A 16,843-nucleotide genomic window follows, 5' to 3' on the forward strand; every position below is an offset into this window, starting at 1 on the left:
GGGCCTGCCCGCGGCTCACCCGTATATGCCCGCGAGATCGACCGAGCCGCGTTGGCCGAGGTCGTCGCCATGGGCATCGAGAAATGCCTGCGCCGCCTGTCTTCCGGCCGCCTTGAGGCGGGCGATGACATCGGGGATGGGCACGATCTTGGTTGCGACCGACAGCTCGTTCATCAGCGCGTCATCGGCGATCATGTGCAGGTTGAGCTGCTTCATCTCGCCACGCTTCATCCGGCCCTCGTCGAGCAGGCGCTGCGCGAAGGCGATCGCGCGCATCTCGCGCAGGAGCGAGGAATTGAAGCTGATCTCGTTGATGCGGTTGCGGATGTCCTGCGGCGTGCGGGGCACCTCGTTGCGTTCGAGCGGGTTGATGTTCACGATCACGATATCGCCGGGCAGGTCGGGCGCGAACAGCGGAAAGAGCGCCGGGTTGCCGGTATAGCCGCCGTCCCAATAGGCCTCGCCGTCGATCTCGACCGCGCGAAAGAGCGTCGGCAGGCAGGCCGAGGCAAGCAGCGCATCGGTGCTGATGTCACCGCCCTCGAACACGCGGATCTTGCCGCTGCGCACATTGGTCGCCCCGACAAAAAGCCGCGGCCCGTCATGGGCGCAGACGCGGTCATAGTCGAAACGTTCGGCCACGCGGCGCAGCGGGTTGGTATAGAACGGACCCGTCGCATAGGGCGAGATCATCCGCTCAAGGCTTTCCGCCCAGAGATAGGGCAGCGAACTTCCGACCGAGTTCGACATCTGCGCAATCCCCATCCACTCGGGGAAGGCCGGGGCGTCGATGGCACCCATCTGGCGCCAGAGCCAGTCGAGATTCTCGCGCGCACCATCGCGCCCGTCGATCAGCCAGCCGGATTTCAGCGCCGCCCCGTTGAGCGCCCCCGCCGAGGTGCCGGAAATGCCGGCGATCTCTAGATCTTCCTCGTCAAGCAGCCGGTCGAGCACGCCCCAGGTGAACGCGCCATGCGCGCCGCCCCCCTGAAGCGCGAGATTGATCCGGCGGGTCACGTCAGAGCGCCGTCCAGCCGCCATCCACCGAGATCGTGGTGCCGGTGATCTGATCGGCGGCGGGCGAGCACAGGAACACGGTGGTGCCGCCCAACTGTTCGACGGTGGCGAATTCCTTTGACGGTTGGCGCGCCAGCATCACCTCCCTGACCACGGTGTCGCGGTCCATGTCATGCGCCTTCATCTGGTCGGGGATTTGCGCCTCGACCAGCGGGGTCAGCACATAGCCCGGGCAGATCGCGTTGCAGGTGATCCCCTGCCCCGCGGTTTCAAGCGCCGTGGTCTTGCTGAGGCCGACGACGCCGTGCTTGGCCGCGATATAGGCGGATTTGTAGGGCGACGCGGTCAGCCCGTGGGCCGAGGCGATATTGACCACCCGGCCCCAACCCGCCTTGCGCATGCCCGGCAGCGCGGCGGCGGTGGTGTGAAAGGCCGAGCTGAGGTTGATCGCGATGATCGCATCCCATTTCTCGGTCGGGAATTCGTCGATCGGGGCAACATGCTGAATCCCGGCGTTGTTCACGAGGATATCGCAGCCCCCGGCCTTTTCGATCAGCGCGCGGCATTGATCGGGTTTCGACATGTCGGCCGACACGTAGCGGGCCGAGACGCCGAATTCGGCGGCGACGTCGCGCGCGATCTGGTGATCCTCGTCCGAATCGGTGAAGGAGTTGAGAATCACATCGGCACCCGTGCGCGCCAGTTCCCGCGCGATGCCAAGGCCGATGCCCGAATTCGATCCGGTGATAACGGCGGTCTTGCCTGCAAGTGTCATGGTCTGTCTGCCTCCTGAGATGGGATGAGCTTACCTTGCCATGACCTTCACGCGGGCGAAACCGCGATTCGCGGCCGATCAGCCCTGATGCGGGGCGCTGGTGGTGTCGAGCGCGTTCCTGATTCGCTGCCAGTTCTCGACCTCGGTGTTGTTGCCCGACACCTTGTATTCGCGGATCTTGCGGGCGGCCTCGACCGGGGCCTTGGCCCCGTGTGCCGTGCGCAGGGCACGGGCCAGTTCTGCAATCTTGACGGCGTCCATGATAATCTCCTGCTTTGGTGTTTCATCGCCGGCCAATGCCTGACCGGAGCGACACCATAACACGGCAGCAAGCGCGTTTTGATGACAGCCGCCGAACGGCGCCCCAAGCGGCAAGGTTCCGCGCAAAAAAAACGCCGGCACAAGGCCGGCGTCCAGTTATTGAGGCAGGTTTCATACAGGCAAGAAACCTATCGAGCAGTGCCCTCTTTATAAGCAATTTGGAGCGCTTGTCCAAGCTAAAAGTTTGATAACACGTAAAACCCCCGTTAGCGTGGGTTTCAAGAAAACAAGAGCAGAGCGGAATTGTTGCAAAAATGGGATTGGATTATTTCCCCTCGTCGGTGCGAAACATGGTGTGTCGGGCGTTGGTTCTGGGCGGTCTTTTCCTTGCGCCCATGGCGCAGGCGGAACCGCAGCACGGGATATCTATGTATGGTGCGCCGGGCCTGCCACCTGATTTTGTGTCGCTGCCCTATGCCAACCCCGAGGCGCCCCGTGGCGGGCGGATCGTCACCGGCAATACCGGCGGCTTTGACAGTCTCAACCCGTTCATCCTGAAAGGCACCGCGCCGTGGCAGCTGCGCTTCCTGGGCTACGAGGGGCTGTTGGGGCGCAACTGGGACGAACCCTTCGCGCTTTACGGGCTGCTGGCCGAATCGGTCGAGACGGGGCCGAATCGCAACTGGGTCGAATTCACCCTGCGCGAGGAGGCCCGATTCTCGGATGGCAGCCCGGTCACGGTCGAGGATGTGATCTGGAGTTTCGAGACGCTGGGCACGCGGGGGCACCCCATCTACCTCACCTTCTGGACCAAGGTTAAGGGGATCGAGCAGACCGGCCCGCGCAGCGTGCGTTTGACTTTCAATACCGACGACCGCGAGCTGGCGCTGATTGCCGGGCTGCGCCCGATCCTGAAAAAGGCCCAGTGGGAGGCGCGCGCATTCACCGATTCCGGGCTCGACACCGTGCCGATCGGCACCGGGCCTTACGTGGTCGAGAGGTTCGAGCCGGGGCGCAACGTGGTGATGCGGCGCAACCCCGAGTATTGGGGCCGCGATTTGCCGCTGATGCGGGGGCGGGCCAATCTCGACGAGATCCGCATCGAATTCTACGGCGATGCGGCGGTGATGTTCGAGGCGTTCAAGGCGGGCGAGTTGACCGTCTATCGCGAGACCAATGCCGAGAAATGGCAAAGCGCCTATGATTTCCCGGCCGTGCAGGCGGGTGACGTGATCAAATCGGAAATCCCCAGCGGCAAGCCCTCGGGGATGACCGGATTCGTGATGAACACGCGCCATGCGCCATTCGATGACTGGCGCGTGCGGCAGGCGATGATCCATGCCTTCAACTTTGAATACATGAACGACGCGATCACCGGCGGGCGGCAAAAGCGGATCACCTCGTATTTCTCGGGCACCGATCTCGGGATGCGGCCCGGCCCGGCCGAGGGGCGGGTGCGCGATCTGCTGGCGCCCTTTGCCGACACGCTTTTGCCCGGCGCGCTCGATGGTTATGCGCTGCCCGAATCCGACGGCACGGCGCGCAACCGCAAGAACCTGCGCGCGGCGATGCGGCTTTTGCAGGAGGCGGGCTATCGCGCCGATCAGGGGGTGATGCGCGATGCGGCGGGCCGGGCGCTCGCGTTCTCGATCCTGCTGCCGCAGGGGTCGACCGAGAAACAGGCCTTCGCCAACATCTTCATCCGCGCGCTCGAGCGGATCGGGGTGCGCGCCACGCTCGACGTGGTGGACAATGCGCAATATTTCGCGCGGATTCAGACCTTCGATTTCGACATGACCGATTTTAGGCGCGATTTCTCGCTCTCGCCGGGCAATGAACAGCGCGCCTATTGGGGCAGCGCGGCGGCGGATCAGCCGGGATCGCGCAACCTCATGGGGGTGAAATCGCCCGCCATCGAGGCAATGATCGCGCGGATGCTCGAGACCGGCGACCAGGACGAATTCACCGCCGCCGTGCGCGCGCTCGATCGGGTGTTGATGACCGGGCGCTACGTGATCCCGACCTATGCATTCGGCGTCGCGCGCATCGCCCATGTCCGGCAGTTGCGCTATCCCGAGCGGCTTCCGGTCTATGGTGACGGGTACTGGTTCCTGCCCGATGTCTGGTGGTGGCAGGAGTGATCTGCGCGGCGCGCGCTTGCAACGCGCCCCGACCGGGCGTAGCAAGACGCCATGCGCTCGATCCATGATGAGGGGCCGTTTGCCCCCTGCCCCAACCCGTTCAACTTCACCGCCCATGTGCTGGGCCGGGCCGCAGACCTGCCCGACAAGATCGCGTTGGCGGTGCTGGGTCCGGCGCGGGCCGAACGCTGGTCCTATGCGCGGCTTGAGCAGGCGGTGCGCGGCACCGGAACCGGACTTTTGCAAGCCGGGCTGAAGCCGGGCGATATCGTGCTGATGCGGTTGGGCAATACGGTCGAGTTTCCGATTGCCTATCTCGGGGCGATCGCGGTGGGCTGTGTCCCGGTGCCGACCTCCTCGCAACTGACCGCGCACGAGGTGGCGGCGATGATCGACACGCTGAAACCCGCGGCGATCCTGCGGGGCGACGGCATTGCCTGCCCGGATGAGCCGGGCGTGCCGGTGATCGGGCAGGATGATCTCGAGGCGATGCGCGATCTGGGGCCTTGTGAGTATGACATGGGCGATCCCGACCGGCTCGCCTATATCATCTTCACCTCCGGCACATCGGGCAAGCCGCGCGCGGTTTGCCACGCCCATCGCGCGATCTGGGCGCGGCAGATGATGCACGAGGGCTGGTACGGGCTCGGCGAGGGCGACCGGCTCTGCCATGCGGGGGCGTTCAACTGGACCTATACGCTCGGCACCGGGCTGATGGACCCGTGGAGCGTGGGCGCGACGGCGCTCATCCCCGAACCGGGCACGGCGCCCGAGATGATCCCGCTCTTGCTCAAGCGGTATGATGCGACGATTTTTGCCGCCGCACCAGGGGTTTACCGGAAGATATTAAGCCAAAGCACGAAGATCGACCTGCCCCGCCTGCGCCACGGGCTGAGCGCGGGCGAAAAGCTCTCCGAGGCGATCCGCGCGGGCTGGCACGCGGCGACGGGCACGATGCTTTACGAGGCGTTCGGCATGTCGGAATGTTCGACCTTCATCTCGGCCAGCCCGTCCCGCCCGGCGCGCCCCGGCACGCTGGGGCGGCCGCAAAAGGGGCGGCGCGTCGCCATCGTCGACGAGGCGGGCGAGCCTGTGCCGCTGGGCGAGGATGGCACGATTGCCGTCTCGAACCGCGATCCGGGGCTGATGCTCGGCTATCTCGGCGCCGAAGAGGAAACCGCCGCACGGTTTCGGGGCGAATGGTTCCTGACCGGCGATCACGGCGCGATGGGCGAAGATTTCCAGATCGAGTATCACGCGCGGGTCGATGACATGATGAACGCCGGCGGCTATCGTGTCTCGCCGCTCGAAGTGGAATCGGCGTTCCACGATTTTCCCGGCCTGACCGAGATCGGCGTCACCGATGTCGAGGTCAAGGCCGACGCGCGGGTGATCGTCGCCTTCTACACCTCTCCCGCGCCACTGGACGCGGCCGCGCTGGCGGCCTATGCAGGTGAGCGGCTGGCGCGTTACAAGCAGCCGCGCCTGTTCGTGCATGTCGACGCCCTGCCGCGCAACCCGAACGGAAAGCTCCAGCGCCAGGCATTGAAACAAGTATACGAGGCGCAACATGGTCAAGCTTGACATCATCTCCGACCCGATCTGCCCGTGGTGCTACATCGGCAAGACACTGCTCGACCGCGCGCTTGAAAGCCGCCCGGACCACCCGTTCACGGTCGAATGGCACCCCTATCAGCTCAACCCCGACATGCCGCCCGAGGGGATGGACCGGCGGACCTATCTCGAATCCAAGTTCGGCGGCAAGGACGCGGCATTCGAAGCCTACAAACCCGTGGTCGCGCGAGCGCAGGAGGCCGGGCTCGACATCGCGTTCGATCAAATCGCGCGCACGCCCAACACGCTCGATGCGCATCGCCTGATCCATTGGGCGGGGATCGAGGGGCGGCAGACGCCGATCGTTTCGGCCCTCTTTCGCGCCTATTTCCAGGACGGGCGCGATATCGGTGCGCATGATGTTCTTGGCGATATCGCCGACAGTGCCGGGCTGGATGCGGCGGTGATCCTCAAGCTCTTGCAGAGCGAGGCCGACCGCGACGACATCCTCGCCCGCGATGCGCAGTCACGCAAGATGGGCGTCACGGCGGTGCCGACCTTCATCGTCGCGGGCCAGCACGCGGTGCCGGGCGCACAGCCGGTCGAGCTTTGGCAAAAGGTGATCGACGACATCGACGCGCAGGTTGCCGGCGAAACCTGAGCGCCACGCCCCCGGCACCGGGCCGGAGACGCGGCACCCGCCGGGGGATCAGAAGTTCAGGAAACCCTCGTCGAATTCGTAGGAGCGGACCGCCTGCAACACCTGGTCGCCCTCGTAAGCGAAGGCGAAGACATGCGCGCGCTCATCGGCGACGGTCAACCGGCAGAACACCTTGTCATCGTCGAACCCGTCGGGACAGGTCGCGAGATCGACATGGCCGATGCTGTGTTCGAAAATCTCATAGGTCATCTGGCCCTTGTCGAGCGTGGTCGTATCGGCCTGTGCCACGGTGCCGAGCGTCAGGACACAGGCGGCGAGAGCGGGTGTCATATCGAGGAGTCTTGGCATAATTGATTCCTTTTATCAGGTATTATATCTTTTGCTTACTAATTCACTCAGGTAAAGGAAAGTGACATCTGGTCGCGGGTTGGCGGGCATGCTAATGCCCCGGGATGAACGACAGTCTTGCCCCCCTGCCCCCCGAGGTCGAAAGCCCGCCACGCTTTCCCATGGCGCGCGCCGAGTTTGTCGCGCTCATGGCGATGCTGTTTGCCACGGTGGCCTTCTCCATCGACGCGATGTTGCCCGCGCTGCCCGAGATCGGGGCCGAATTGTCGCCGGACAATCTCAATCGCGCGCAGCTTATCCTGACGGCCTTCGTGATCGGGTTGGGGCTGGGCACCTTTGTCACCGGCCCGCTTTCGGACACGTTCGGGCGCAAGCGCGTGATCATCGTGGGCGCGGCGGTCTATATCACCGGGGCGGCGGCGGCTTGGGCGGCGCAGAGTCTCGAATTGATGCTGGCGGCGCGGCTGGTGCAGGGGCTGGGCGCGGCGGGTCCACGGGTCGTGGGCATGGCGGTGATTCGCGATCTTTATTCCGGGCGGCTCATGGCGCGGCTGATGTCGATCGTGATGATGATCTTTGCGCTGGTCCCGGCGATTGCCCCGCTGCTGGGGGCCGGAATCATCGCGTTGTCCAACTGGCGCGGGATTTTCGTCGCCTTCGTGTTGTTCGCGCTGATCGGTGCGGGATGGGTCGGGCTGCGGCTCGAAGAGACGTTGCCACGCGAGCGGCGGCGGCCGCTTCGCATCCGCCCGATCCTGCGCGCGCTGCGCGAGATCCTCGGCCATCCGATGGTGCGGATCACGATCGTGGTGCAGACCCTGTGTCTCGCGATGCTGTTCGCGACCATCGCCAGCGTGCAGCAGATCTATGACGTCACCTATGACCGCGCCGAGAGCTTTCCATGGTGGTTCGGCGGTATCTGCCTTGTCTCGGCCAGCGCCAGTTTCGTCAACGCGGCGCTGGTGGTGCGGCTCGGGATGCGCTTCCTCGTGACGGTGATGCTGGTGGCGCAGGTGCTGTTTTCCGGGGTGATGGTGATCCTGTCGCACCTGGCGCTGTCCCCGGATATCGGGTTCGTCTTCTTCCTGATCTGGCAGACGACGCTGTTCTTTCAGGCCGGGATGACGCTGGGCAATCTCAACGCGATGGGGATGGAGCCGCTCGGCCATATCGCGGGCACTGCCGCCTCGGTGATCGCGGGGCTGGCGACGGTGCTGTCGATGGGGCTCGCCATGCCGATCGGGCTGGGTTTTGACGGAACATTCGCGCCGTTGGCTCAGGGCGTGTTCGGACTCGCCGTGGTGGCGCTGGCGCTCATGCTGTGGCTGCGCCGGGTCGAGCAGCGCAGCCTGCCCTGACGAGAAAAGCGCGCCGCCGGGGCGACGCGCTTTCACTGTTACTTCGGACCGATGATCAGCCGATGATCGCGTTGAGCGTCTTGCTGGGGCGCATCACGGCGGAGCGTTTTTCCGGGTCGGCATGGTAGTAGCCGCCCAAGTCGACCGGCTTGCCCTGCCCCGCCATCAGCTCGGCAAGGATCTCTTCTTCCTTCTCGGCCAGTGCCTTGGCGATGGGCGCGAAATGCTCGGCCAGCCCCGCATCGGCGCTCTGGCTGGCCAGCGCCTCGGCCCAGTAGCGCGCGAACCAGTAATGCGAATCGCGGTTGTCGGGTTGACCGGCCTTGCGTTTCGGGCTGCGCTCTTCTTCGAGCACGCGCTGGGTGGCCGTTTCGACCGCCTCGCCGATGATCACGGCGCTTGCATTGCCCTTGTCGGCGAGAAACTTGAAGCTTTCTCCCAGCGCGCAGAATTCGCCCAGCGAGTCCCAGCGCAGGTGGTTTTCCTCGACCAGTTGCTCGACATGCTTGGGCGCCGATCCGCCCGCGCCGGTCTCGAACAATCCGCCGCCCTGCATCAGCGACACGATCGACAGCATCTTGGCCGAGGTGCCGAGTTCAAGGATCGGGAACAGGTCCGTGAGGTAATCGCGCAGCACGTTGCCGGTGATGGTCACCACGTCCTGCCCGTCGCGCATCTTGTCGAGGGTAAAGCGCGTGGCCTCGCGCGGGGCCATGATCGGAATGTCGACCCCGGCCGCTTTCAGCGCGGGCTCGACATATTTGATCAGCTCGGCGTCATGCGCGCGGGTTTCGTCGAGCCAGAAGGCGGCTTGCCCCGTGGCCTTCATCCGCCGGACACCAAGTGCGATCCAGTCTTCGATCGGCGCCTTGTTGACCGTGCAGGAGCGCCAGATGTCGCCCTTTTCCACGTCATGCGAATGCAGCACCTCGCCCGAGGCCAGCACAACGGAGATCGTGCCGTCGCCCGGCGCCTCGAACGTGGTCGGGTGAGAGCCGTATTCCTCGGCCTTCTGCGCCATCAGCCCCACGTTCGACACCGCGCCGCAGGTGGTCACGTCAAGCTTGCCATGCTGCTTGAAGTAACTGATCGTCTCGTCATAGACCCCGGCATAGCTGTTGTCGGGGATGCAGCACTTGGCGTCGGCCTGCTTGTCATCGGGGCCCCAGCCCTTGCCGCCCGCACGGATCAGCGCCGGCATCGAGGCGTCGATGATCACGTCCGAGGGCACGTGCAGGTTGGTGATGCCCCGGTCGGAATTGACCATGTAGAGCGGCGGGCGCGACGCCAGCGCCGCCTTGAGATCGGCCTGCGCCTCGCTGTTGCCCTCGATCTGCTTTTCGAGGTCGGCAATCCCGTCATTGGGGTTCCAGTCGAGGCCCGCGCCATGCTTGGCGATGAAATCTTCAAGCCAGACCGACACGAAATGGCCAAAGATGATCGGGTCCGAGACCTTCATCATCGTGGCCTTGAGGTGCACCGAGAACAGCACGCCCGGCTCGGTGGTTTCCATTTCCTTGCGGATATACGCGCGCAGCGCCTTGGCCGACATGAAGGTGGCATCGACGATCGTGCCCTCGCCATAGTTCAGCCCGTCCTTGAGCACCGACTCGCCGCCATCGCGCGCCGTGAACACGATCTTCGCCGCCCCGGCCTGATCGGCGGTGATGGTGGTCGATTTTTCATTGGCAAAGAAATCGTCGCCGGGCATCGCGGCGACCGTGGTCTTGCTGTCGGCTGACCAGTCGCCCATCGAGTGGGGATATTTCTTGGCGTATTCCTTGACCGCCTTGGCCGCACGGCGATCCGAATTGCCCTCGCGCAGGACCGGGTTCACCGCCGAGCCCTTGATCGCGTCATAGCGCGCGCGGATGTCCTTTTCGGCGTCGCTTTGCGGCGCGTCGGGATAATCGGGAATCCCGTAGCCCTGCGCCTGCAGCTCGGCGATGGCCTCTTCAAGCTGCGGTGTCGAGGCCGAGATATTGGGCAGCTTGATCACGTTGGCATCCGGCGTCTTGACCAACTCGCCCAGCTCGGCCAGGTCATCGCCCTGACGCTGATCCTCGTTCAGGAAATCGGGAAAGGCGGCGAGGATGCGCCCGGCCAGCGAGATATCCCTCGTGCCGACACTGATATCGGCCGCCGCCGCAAAGGTGCGCACGATCGGCAAGAGCGACGCGCTGGCAAGCTCGGGCGCCTCGTCAACGATGGTATAGATGATATCGGGGGTCTTGTCGGCCATGGGTCGGTTTCTCCTCTTTGAGGTAAGCGCGGGCTGGTCTGCCCTCTCGCCCGTTGCGGTATCCCAACCGGGGCGGTTCGTCAATGTGTGCGATGGTATACAATGCTGAATTCGCACATCGGAACAGGGTTTGACGGCGTTTTGGGCTTTGCCGGGATCGGCAACTATGGCACATCCGGGGCAGTTCCCCTCAAGGTTTCCCTCTGAAAGTGCCCGTCATGCAGCTTGCCTATGTCTATCTGTTCATTGCCATTCTGACCGAAACCATCGGCACGACCGCGTTGCAGGCCAGCCAGCAGTTCACCCGGCTCTGGCCGTCGATCCTGGTGGTTCTGGCCTATGGCGCGTCGTTTTGGTTCATGGCGCTGGCGCTCAAGTTCATGCCGGTGGGGCTGGTCTATGCGATCTGGTCGGGGCTGGGGATCGTGCTGATCGCGGTGATCGGCTACCTCGTCTTCCAGCAGAAGCTCGATCTTCCGGCGGTGATCGGGATCGGGATGATCATGGCCGGGATCGTGGTGATCCAGTTGTTTTCCAACACCACCACGCATTGATCCCTCATGAATCGAGCTGGTTCTTGCGCACGAGGCGCAGGGTTTCGATCACGATGGCCGACATCATCCCGATATTGAGGAACCCGTTGGCCGCCGTCATGCCCGACAGGATGCGCCAGTTCTGCGGCAGGATCACATCGCCAAATCCAAGCGTGGTGAAACAGACCAGCGCGAAATAAAGCGACTCCTCAAGTGTCGCGAAAATGTCGAGCCACAGGAAAGCCAGTGCCCAGACCCAGACGCTGACCGTGATCATCCCGAGCGCGGCAATGACCGCCGCCAGCAGCACGATAATCAGCTTGGGCAGGTGCGGGCGGCGTATCAACCACCTGTGCGCCCGCGCCACGGTGATTTCGAGCGCCATGAAGATCGAAGCCGACAACAGGACCGAGACGATCACCAGCCCCGATCCAATGGCGATTTGCGAAACGAGGTTCCAGGTCATGATGCCCTCGCCGCCGCAGCGCCGGTCATCCCATCGCCGTCAACCGCTTGATCAATGACGAGGTATCCCAGCGCCCGCCGCCCATTTTCTGAACGTCCTTGTAGAACTGATCGACCAGCGCCGTCACCGGCAGCGACGCGCCGTTCTCGTTCGCGGTGGCAAGGCAGATGCCCAGATCCTTGCGCATCCAGTCGACCGCGAAGCCATGCTCGAACTCGTCGTCAAGCATGGTTTCGTGACGGTTGGCCATCTGCCAGCTTCCGGCGGCGCCGCCCGCGATCACCTCGATCACCGCGCGCCCGTCAAGCCCGGCCTTCTGGGCGAAATGCAGCCCCTCGGCCAGACCCTGCACCAGCCCCGCGATGCAGATCTGGTTGACCATCTTGGTCAATTGTCCCGCACCACTTTCGCCCAGCCGCTTGATCGAGCGGCCATAGGCCGCCATCACCGGCTCGGCCGCGTCGAACGCGGCCTGATCGCCGCCGCACATGATCGACAAGACGCCATTCTCGGCCCCCGCCTGTCCGCCCGAGACCGGCGCGTCGACAAAGCTCACCCCGATCTCGCGCGCGGCCTCGTAAAGCTCGCTGGTGACGGCTGCGGAAACCGTGGTGTGATCGACAAAGATCGCGCCCTTGCCCATGCCCGCGAATGCCCCGTCCGGCCCAAGGCAGACACCGCGCAGATCGTCGTCATTGCCGACACAGGCCATCACGAACTCGGCCCCTTCCGCGGCCTCGCGCGGGGTCGGGGCGGACGCGCCGCCATGCGCCTCGACCCATGCCGCGGATTTGCTCGCGGTCCGATTATAGACCGTGACCTCGTGTCCCTTGGCGCGCAGATGCCCGGCCATCGGGTATCCCATCACGCCCAATCCAAGAAATGCCAGCTTTGCCATGTCTTTCCCCTCGTCTTCATTCCGCTTAAGGTTTGTCTGGCACGGCCCGGAATGGCAAGGACTTTGGACAAAACGACCCAGGCGAGCAGCAGGGCAAGAGAAGGCGGGGCATTCAGTCTATGGTGAGGATATTTCGGTGGCTCATGCGGATTACGGTCGCGGTGCTGGTTCTGGTCGGGCTGGTCGTGGGCGCGGTTTACTATTTCGCCTCGCGCTCGCTCCCGGATTACGACAAGCGGCTGACGGTCGACGGGCTCGACACGCCGGTCGAGATCCTGCGCGATCATGCCAATGTGCCGCATATCTTCTCCGACGATGATGCGGGGGTGTTTTTCGGGCTGGGCTATGCCCATGCCCAGGACCGGCTGTGGCAGATGATGGTGATGCGGCGCACCGTGCAGGGCCGCCTCTCCGAGGTGTTCGGCGCGCGCACGGTCGAGATCGACAAGCTGTTGCGGCGCTTCGACCTCTACCGCCTCGCGCGGACCTCGGTTGCGGCGCAGGATGCCGATACGCTGGCCGCGCTCGAAGCCTATGCCGCCGGGGTCAATGCGCGCCTGGACGAGATCAACCGCGACGCGCTGGGGCGCGGGGCGCCCGAGATGTTCCTCTTCGACATGCCGATCGCCCCGTGGCACCCGGCGGATTCGATCGCGGTGATCAAGCTGATGGCGGTGCAGATGATGTCGCAGCTCGACCGCGAGGTGCTGCGCGCACGCCTGTCGCTGGCGCTGCCGGACAAGGCGCGGCTCGCCGACATCCTGCCCGACGCGCCCGGAACCGGCGTGGGCGCCCTGCCCGATTACGCCGCGCTCATGCCGGGGGCCGACACCCTGCGCTTTGCCGGGGGCATGGGCGGCGCGGCCAATGATCCGCTCTCGCCGTTTCGCGGCCCGGGCCTTGCCAATGCCTCGAACGGCTGGGCCGCGGCGCCCAGCCGCTCGGCCTCTGGCGGCACGCTTCTGGCGAACGATCCGCATCTCGGCTTTTCCGCGCCCTCGATCTGGTACCTGGCCCGGCTGGAACTCTCCTCCGGCGGGGTCATCGGCGGCACTATCCCGGGCATGCCGCTGGTCCTCTCGGGGCGCAGCGATCGCCTCGGCTGGGGGCTGACCTCGTCCTATCTCGACGATCTCGACGTGATGATCGAGGAGCTCAACCCCGACAACCCCGAGCAATACCGCACCCCCGACGGCTTCCAGCCGTTCGAGACCCGCCGCTCGATCATCGAGATCAAGGACAGCGCGCCGGTCACCCTCACCCTGCGCTGGAGCGAGAACGGCCCGGTCCTGCCCGGCTCCCATGCCGATCTCGGCACCATCACCCCCCCGGGCCACGTCGCCGCCGTGTCATGGACCGCGCTCGACGATCAGGACACGACGATGAGCGCCGGACTCGGCCTGATGCGCGCGCGCAGCATTCGCGAGGCGATGGTCGCGGGCGAGAAATTCGTCGCCCCCTCGCAGAACCTGATCCTCGCCGACCGCCTCGACGTGGCGATGAAGACCGTGGGCGCCATGCCCCGCCGCAACGCCAACCACGACAGCCAGGGCCGCATGCCCGCGCTCGGCGCCGTCGAGCACAACCGCTGGCAGGGCCGGCTCAGCTATGACGCCAATCCCGAATTCATCGCCCCCTCCGGCGGCATCGTCGGCAACACCAACAACAAGCTGGTGGAACGCCCCTTCCCCTTGCATGTCAGCTTCGACTGGGGCGACACCCAGCGCGTGCAACGCTGGACCCGCCTCATGCAACTGCGCCACGTCCACAGCCGCGACAGCTTCGTCGAGGCCCAGCTCGACACCGTGAGCGTGACCGCCCGCACCCTCCTGCCCCTCGTTGGCAAGGATCTGTGGTTCACCGGCGAGGCCGCGCCCGACGGCACCACCGAACGCCGCCGCCACATGGCGCTCGAACTGCTCGCCGACTGGAACGGCGAGATGAACGAATACCTCCCCGAGCCGCTCATCTACATGGCCTGGATGCGCGCCCTGCAGGAGCGCCTCGTCCGCGACGAGCTCGGCCCGCTCGCCGATGAACTCACCCATGTCGAGCCGCTCTTCATCGAGCGCGTCTTTCGCGATGTCGATGGCGCCGGGGCATGGTGCGACGTGATCCACTCGACCCCGCGCGAAACCTGTTCCGATATCGCGCGCATGGCGCTCGACGACGCGCTGACCTGGCTTACCGAAACGCAGGGCACCGCGATCGAATCCCTCGCCTGGGGCGATCTGCACCAGGCCACGCATGATCATGCCGTGCTGGGCGAAGTGCCGCTCCTGCGCTATTTCGTCAACATCCGCCAATCGACGAGCGGCGGCGACAACACCCTCAACCGAGCCAAGACGGCAGGCAAGGGCGCCAACCCGTTCCGCAATGTCCACGGCGCGGGCTTTCGCGGCGTCTATGATTTCGCCGATCCCGACAGCTCCGTTTTCGTCATCTCCACGGGTCAGTCCGGCCACGTCCTGAGCCGTCACTACGATGACATGGCCACCCTCTGGCGCCGCGGCGAATACATCCCCATGTCGCTCGACACCGACTTGGCCCGCGCCGCCTCGGTCGGCGTGACGCGGTTGCTGCCGAAGGGGGAGTGAGGGGGGACGTAGGTGTGGCCAAAGCTGCCGCTGGGGATGAGCTCATGCGCCTTAGCACTGGTCGAGCGCTATATGGCTTAGGAGTTGGTAATGTATCGAGCGTAGTCGCCGAGTTCAGCCGCCAACACGTTGAAGTACCGCTCTCTGGCTTCGACATACCGGTCAAAATCCTGCCGATACTCACCGTAGAAGATCTGCCACTCGTCCGTGTTCGGAGCCGGGGGACTATTCGCGTCGTAGTACTTTCGCAGCGCAGCGATCGTATCGATGTAGTCTGCTATCTCCGTCGAGGTTTCCGGCAACGACCGGCTGATTGCTTCCATTGAGCGAATGTAAGTCTGTGCCGCACTCGCATACTCGGTCCCAGCAGTCGGCGACGGTTGGCCGCGTAACACAGTGTCGATCTGCCCCAACTTACTCTCGAACTGCTCCTGAGCATCAACGACCGCGCTCCACTGCTGACGCAGCATATCTTCGTGGGTAGCACGAAACTCCCAGAACCCCGTGAGCAACTGGGTGAATATGGTCAACACCATACCAATGATCATCCCAAGAACTTGAAAGCGCACAAGTGTCCACCCGACCGTTTGGCCGAGCTTCGTCCATTCCTGCCGAGTGTGCGGAATTTTGATCACCTTTCAACCTCGACTGTCACATTTGTCCGCGCGCCAGTGTTATCGTGCGCCTCGCGCAGAAGGTCACAGGTGCGCTGGAAATCTTCCTCCGCCGTTGAGAGCAACTTTAGCATATTTTCTGTGAGTCGTCCGACATCCTGACTGCACACGTCGGCGACCTCTGCCGCCCTGCTGTTTGTCGCCTCGACCACGGTATTCTGAGCGAAAGCCGTCGCGTCAAATCCAACTGACACGAAAACCGATAGCGTGGAAGCTATTACCAAAGGCACAACCGACCGGTCGAACACAGCCAAAAAGCCTGGCGAGTTGATGTCGATCTTCACTTGCAGATCGTCATGGTCAAGCTGTTCGAACACCGCTTGCACCAAGTTAAGGAGGTGTGCATCCGCGCCGTCCATTTCAAGGCGATCAACATTTTTTGCCACCATGGTGACGAGCGCGTTGAGCACGTTCCCGTCAAAGGATGTGAAGTCACGCTCGGTAGTGAAGATCCGCGACACGAACTTATCGTCGAGAACGAAGTCGTCATATCCGAGTTCAAAGATGCGATGCTTCACGACGGGTGTTCTGATCTCAGCAAGGCCCGTTGGAGCCTTTGCCAAGTCAATCACCGTTCTGGGCAGATCAGCCATCTTTACTTTCTTGAAATGGCCGAAGCGGCGACCATCGAACTCGAAACCTTCGAAACGGCGCGTGCCCGGAATTTTAGCGGTCGCGTTACCGACCGGTAGCAACTCTGCGATGATCGCGTCCCCGAAGTAGGACGGATTGGGGATGATTAAAACGTCGCCCGCGGTCAATTCTTGGAAATAAGTCCGGACGATGCCGTCGATCTGAGCATGTCCTGGGCGCCTATTAACGTCGTGGTAGTCGTTGACGCTTTCCGAAGGCCTGTCGCCCCGTGGCTCTTGCGACTGCCGCAACCAACTGCTGTAAGCGCGCGCCCGTTTCACCTTCGCCTCAACATTTGGATCACCATCGAGGCCATTCCGCAAGTCAAGGCCAAGCATTGGCAGGTCGGGGCCAATTGCCCGATGTTCGAGTACTTGCTCAAACATATGCCCTTGCTTTCCGGCCCTCGCCAGAAAGACGCGCACATCATTTGCAATGATTTTCGTGTTCAAATCAATTCGGAAACGAGTCAAAAAGCTCTCCGGTAGTTGGTTTCCTTGGATGTTTAGCAACCAAACCGGTTCCACGCCACATCCAAAATTATTCAGCCCAGATGATGTATCCCGAGGAGTTATGTGCGCACTCAACCAAATGACAATTAAAGCGCAGGCGGTCGGCGCAAAATACCGATTGTCCGTGCTGTCTGCTCAGACTTTGCAAAGGCCTTTCGCTGCGCATTGCCACC

The 16,843-nt window shown here is 63.7% G+C and carries 15 protein-coding genes; 6 read left to right on the plus strand and 9 right to left on the minus strand.

Annotated elements, in window-relative coordinates:
* Positions 1–15: 15 nt before the first annotated feature.
* From FLO80_RS01725 to FLO80_RS01735, 3 genes are all read right to left on the minus strand, one after another.
* Positions 16–1,041 carry a patatin-like phospholipase family protein gene (locus FLO80_RS01725; RefSeq protein WP_111362057.1) on the minus strand — a complete coding sequence of 342 codons (1,026 nt, stop codon included), beginning with the start codon at positions 1,039–1,041 and terminating at the stop codon, positions 16–18.
* Entirely contained in the window at positions 1,019–1,792 is a 774-nt protein-coding gene (locus tag FLO80_RS01730; RefSeq protein ID WP_111362056.1) for a 3-hydroxybutyrate dehydrogenase, read from the minus strand. Before FLO80_RS01730 ends, FLO80_RS01725 begins: the two co-directional genes overlap by 23 nt.
* A 78-nt stretch (positions 1,793–1,870) precedes the next feature.
* Positions 1,871–2,053, minus strand: a complete 183-nt coding sequence (locus tag FLO80_RS01735; RefSeq protein ID WP_111362384.1) for a hypothetical protein — start codon at positions 2,051–2,053, stop codon at positions 1,871–1,873.
* A 314-nt stretch (positions 2,054–2,367) separates the two neighbouring features.
* Between FLO80_RS01735 and FLO80_RS01740 the strand changes: the two genes are divergently transcribed.
* From FLO80_RS01740 to FLO80_RS01750, 3 genes are read left to right on the plus strand one after another with little or no spacing between them, the layout of a single operon-like run.
* Positions 2,368–4,194: an extracellular solute-binding protein gene (locus tag FLO80_RS01740; RefSeq protein WP_111362055.1), complete on the plus strand. Its 1,827-nt coding sequence runs from the start codon at positions 2,368–2,370 to the stop codon at positions 4,192–4,194.
* A gap of 51 nt (positions 4,195–4,245) precedes the next feature.
* On the plus strand, positions 4,246–5,778 hold the full coding sequence (locus tag FLO80_RS01745; protein WP_111362054.1) for a class I adenylate-forming enzyme family protein: 1,533 nt from the start codon (positions 4,246–4,248) through the stop codon (positions 5,776–5,778).
* Positions 5,765–6,409: a DsbA family oxidoreductase gene (locus FLO80_RS01750; RefSeq protein WP_111362053.1), complete on the plus strand. Its 645-nt coding sequence runs from the start codon at positions 5,765–5,767 to the stop codon at positions 6,407–6,409. The genes FLO80_RS01745 and FLO80_RS01750 overlap by 14 nt, the downstream gene beginning before the upstream one ends.
* Positions 6,410–6,457: 48 nt before the next feature.
* On the opposite strand, the gene FLO80_RS01755 is transcribed toward FLO80_RS01750, so the two are convergent.
* Positions 6,458–6,739, minus strand: a complete 282-nt coding sequence (locus FLO80_RS01755; RefSeq protein WP_111362052.1) for a hypothetical protein — start codon at positions 6,737–6,739, stop codon at positions 6,458–6,460.
* Between the two features lie 122 nt (positions 6,740–6,861).
* On the opposite strand from FLO80_RS01755, the gene FLO80_RS01760 reads away from it, so the two are divergent.
* The gene (locus FLO80_RS01760) at positions 6,862–8,115 is read left to right on the plus strand and encodes an MFS transporter (protein WP_246156513.1); all 1,254 of its coding nucleotides are present in this window, start codon (positions 6,862–6,864) and stop codon (positions 8,113–8,115) included.
* A gap of 55 nt (positions 8,116–8,170) precedes the next feature.
* Here the strand turns inward: FLO80_RS01760 and FLO80_RS01765 are convergent, their stop codons facing one another.
* Positions 8,171–10,357, minus strand: coding sequence for an NADP-dependent isocitrate dehydrogenase (locus FLO80_RS01765; protein WP_111362051.1), 2,187 nt, complete (start codon positions 10,355–10,357; stop codon positions 8,171–8,173).
* 218 nt (positions 10,358–10,575) lie between these two features.
* Between FLO80_RS01765 and FLO80_RS01770 the strand changes: the two genes are divergently transcribed.
* Positions 10,576–10,911, plus strand: a complete 336-nt coding sequence (locus tag FLO80_RS01770; RefSeq protein WP_111362050.1) for a DMT family transporter — start codon at positions 10,576–10,578, stop codon at positions 10,909–10,911.
* Positions 10,912–10,915: 4 nt separating this feature from the next.
* Here FLO80_RS01770 and FLO80_RS01775 read toward each other — a convergent pair whose 3' ends face one another.
* A complete protein-coding gene (locus tag FLO80_RS01775; protein WP_246156514.1) occupies positions 10,916–11,356 on the minus strand; it encodes an ion channel in 441 nt (146 codons plus the stop codon).
* A gap of 25 nt (positions 11,357–11,381) precedes the next feature.
* Positions 11,382–12,254 (minus strand): NAD(P)-dependent oxidoreductase, encoded by an 873-nt coding sequence (locus FLO80_RS01780; protein WP_111362049.1) that lies wholly within the window; start codon positions 12,252–12,254, stop codon positions 11,382–11,384.
* A gap of 119 nt (positions 12,255–12,373) precedes the next feature.
* Between FLO80_RS01780 and FLO80_RS01785 the strand changes: the two genes are divergently transcribed.
* Entirely contained in the window at positions 12,374–14,851 is a 2,478-nt protein-coding gene (locus tag FLO80_RS01785; protein WP_111362048.1) for a penicillin acylase family protein, read from the plus strand.
* Between the two features lie 77 nt (positions 14,852–14,928).
* Here FLO80_RS01785 and FLO80_RS01790 read toward each other — a convergent pair whose 3' ends face one another.
* A complete protein-coding gene (locus FLO80_RS01790) occupies positions 14,929–15,486 on the minus strand; it encodes a hypothetical protein (RefSeq protein ID WP_111362047.1) in 558 nt (185 codons plus the stop codon).
* Entirely contained in the window at positions 15,483–16,685 is a 1,203-nt protein-coding gene (locus FLO80_RS01795) for a hypothetical protein (RefSeq protein ID WP_146610990.1), read from the minus strand. Before FLO80_RS01795 ends, FLO80_RS01790 begins: the two co-directional genes overlap by 4 nt.
* Positions 16,686–16,843: the final 158 nt, after the last annotated feature.

The sequence above is a fragment of the Aquicoccus porphyridii genome (assembly GCF_008369105.1).
GTDB lineage: Bacteria > Pseudomonadota > Alphaproteobacteria > Rhodobacterales > Rhodobacteraceae > Aquicoccus > Aquicoccus porphyridii.

Coding starts and splice junctions, on each gene's coding strand:
- FLO80_RS01725 (WP_111362057.1), bottom strand. CDS start 1,041: ATGGCGGCTGGACGGCGCTCTGACGTGACCCGCCGGATCAATCTCGCG.
- FLO80_RS01730 (WP_111362056.1), bottom strand. CDS start 1,792: ATGACACTTGCAGGCAAGACCGCCGTTATCACCGGATCGAATTCGGGC.
- FLO80_RS01735 (WP_111362384.1), bottom strand. CDS start 2,053: ATGGACGCCGTCAAGATTGCAGAACTGGCCCGTGCCCTGCGCACGGCA.
- FLO80_RS01740 (WP_111362055.1), top strand. CDS start 2,368: ATGGGATTGGATTATTTCCCCTCGTCGGTGCGAAACATGGTGTGTCGG.
- FLO80_RS01745 (WP_111362054.1), top strand. CDS start 4,246: ATGCGCTCGATCCATGATGAGGGGCCGTTTGCCCCCTGCCCCAACCCG.
- FLO80_RS01750 (WP_111362053.1), top strand. CDS start 5,765: ATGGTCAAGCTTGACATCATCTCCGACCCGATCTGCCCGTGGTGCTAC.
- FLO80_RS01755 (WP_111362052.1), bottom strand. CDS start 6,739: ATGACACCCGCTCTCGCCGCCTGTGTCCTGACGCTCGGCACCGTGGCA.
- FLO80_RS01760 (WP_246156513.1), top strand. CDS start 6,862: ATGAACGACAGTCTTGCCCCCCTGCCCCCCGAGGTCGAAAGCCCGCCA.
- FLO80_RS01765 (WP_111362051.1), bottom strand. CDS start 10,357: ATGGCCGACAAGACCCCCGATATCATCTATACCATCGTTGACGAGGCG.
- FLO80_RS01770 (WP_111362050.1), top strand. CDS start 10,576: ATGCAGCTTGCCTATGTCTATCTGTTCATTGCCATTCTGACCGAAACC.
- FLO80_RS01775 (WP_246156514.1), bottom strand. CDS start 11,356: ATGACCTGGAACCTCGTTTCGCAAATCGCCATTGGATCGGGGCTGGTG.
- FLO80_RS01780 (WP_111362049.1), bottom strand. CDS start 12,254: ATGGCAAAGCTGGCATTTCTTGGATTGGGCGTGATGGGATACCCGATG.
- FLO80_RS01785 (WP_111362048.1), top strand. CDS start 12,374: ATGGTGAGGATATTTCGGTGGCTCATGCGGATTACGGTCGCGGTGCTG.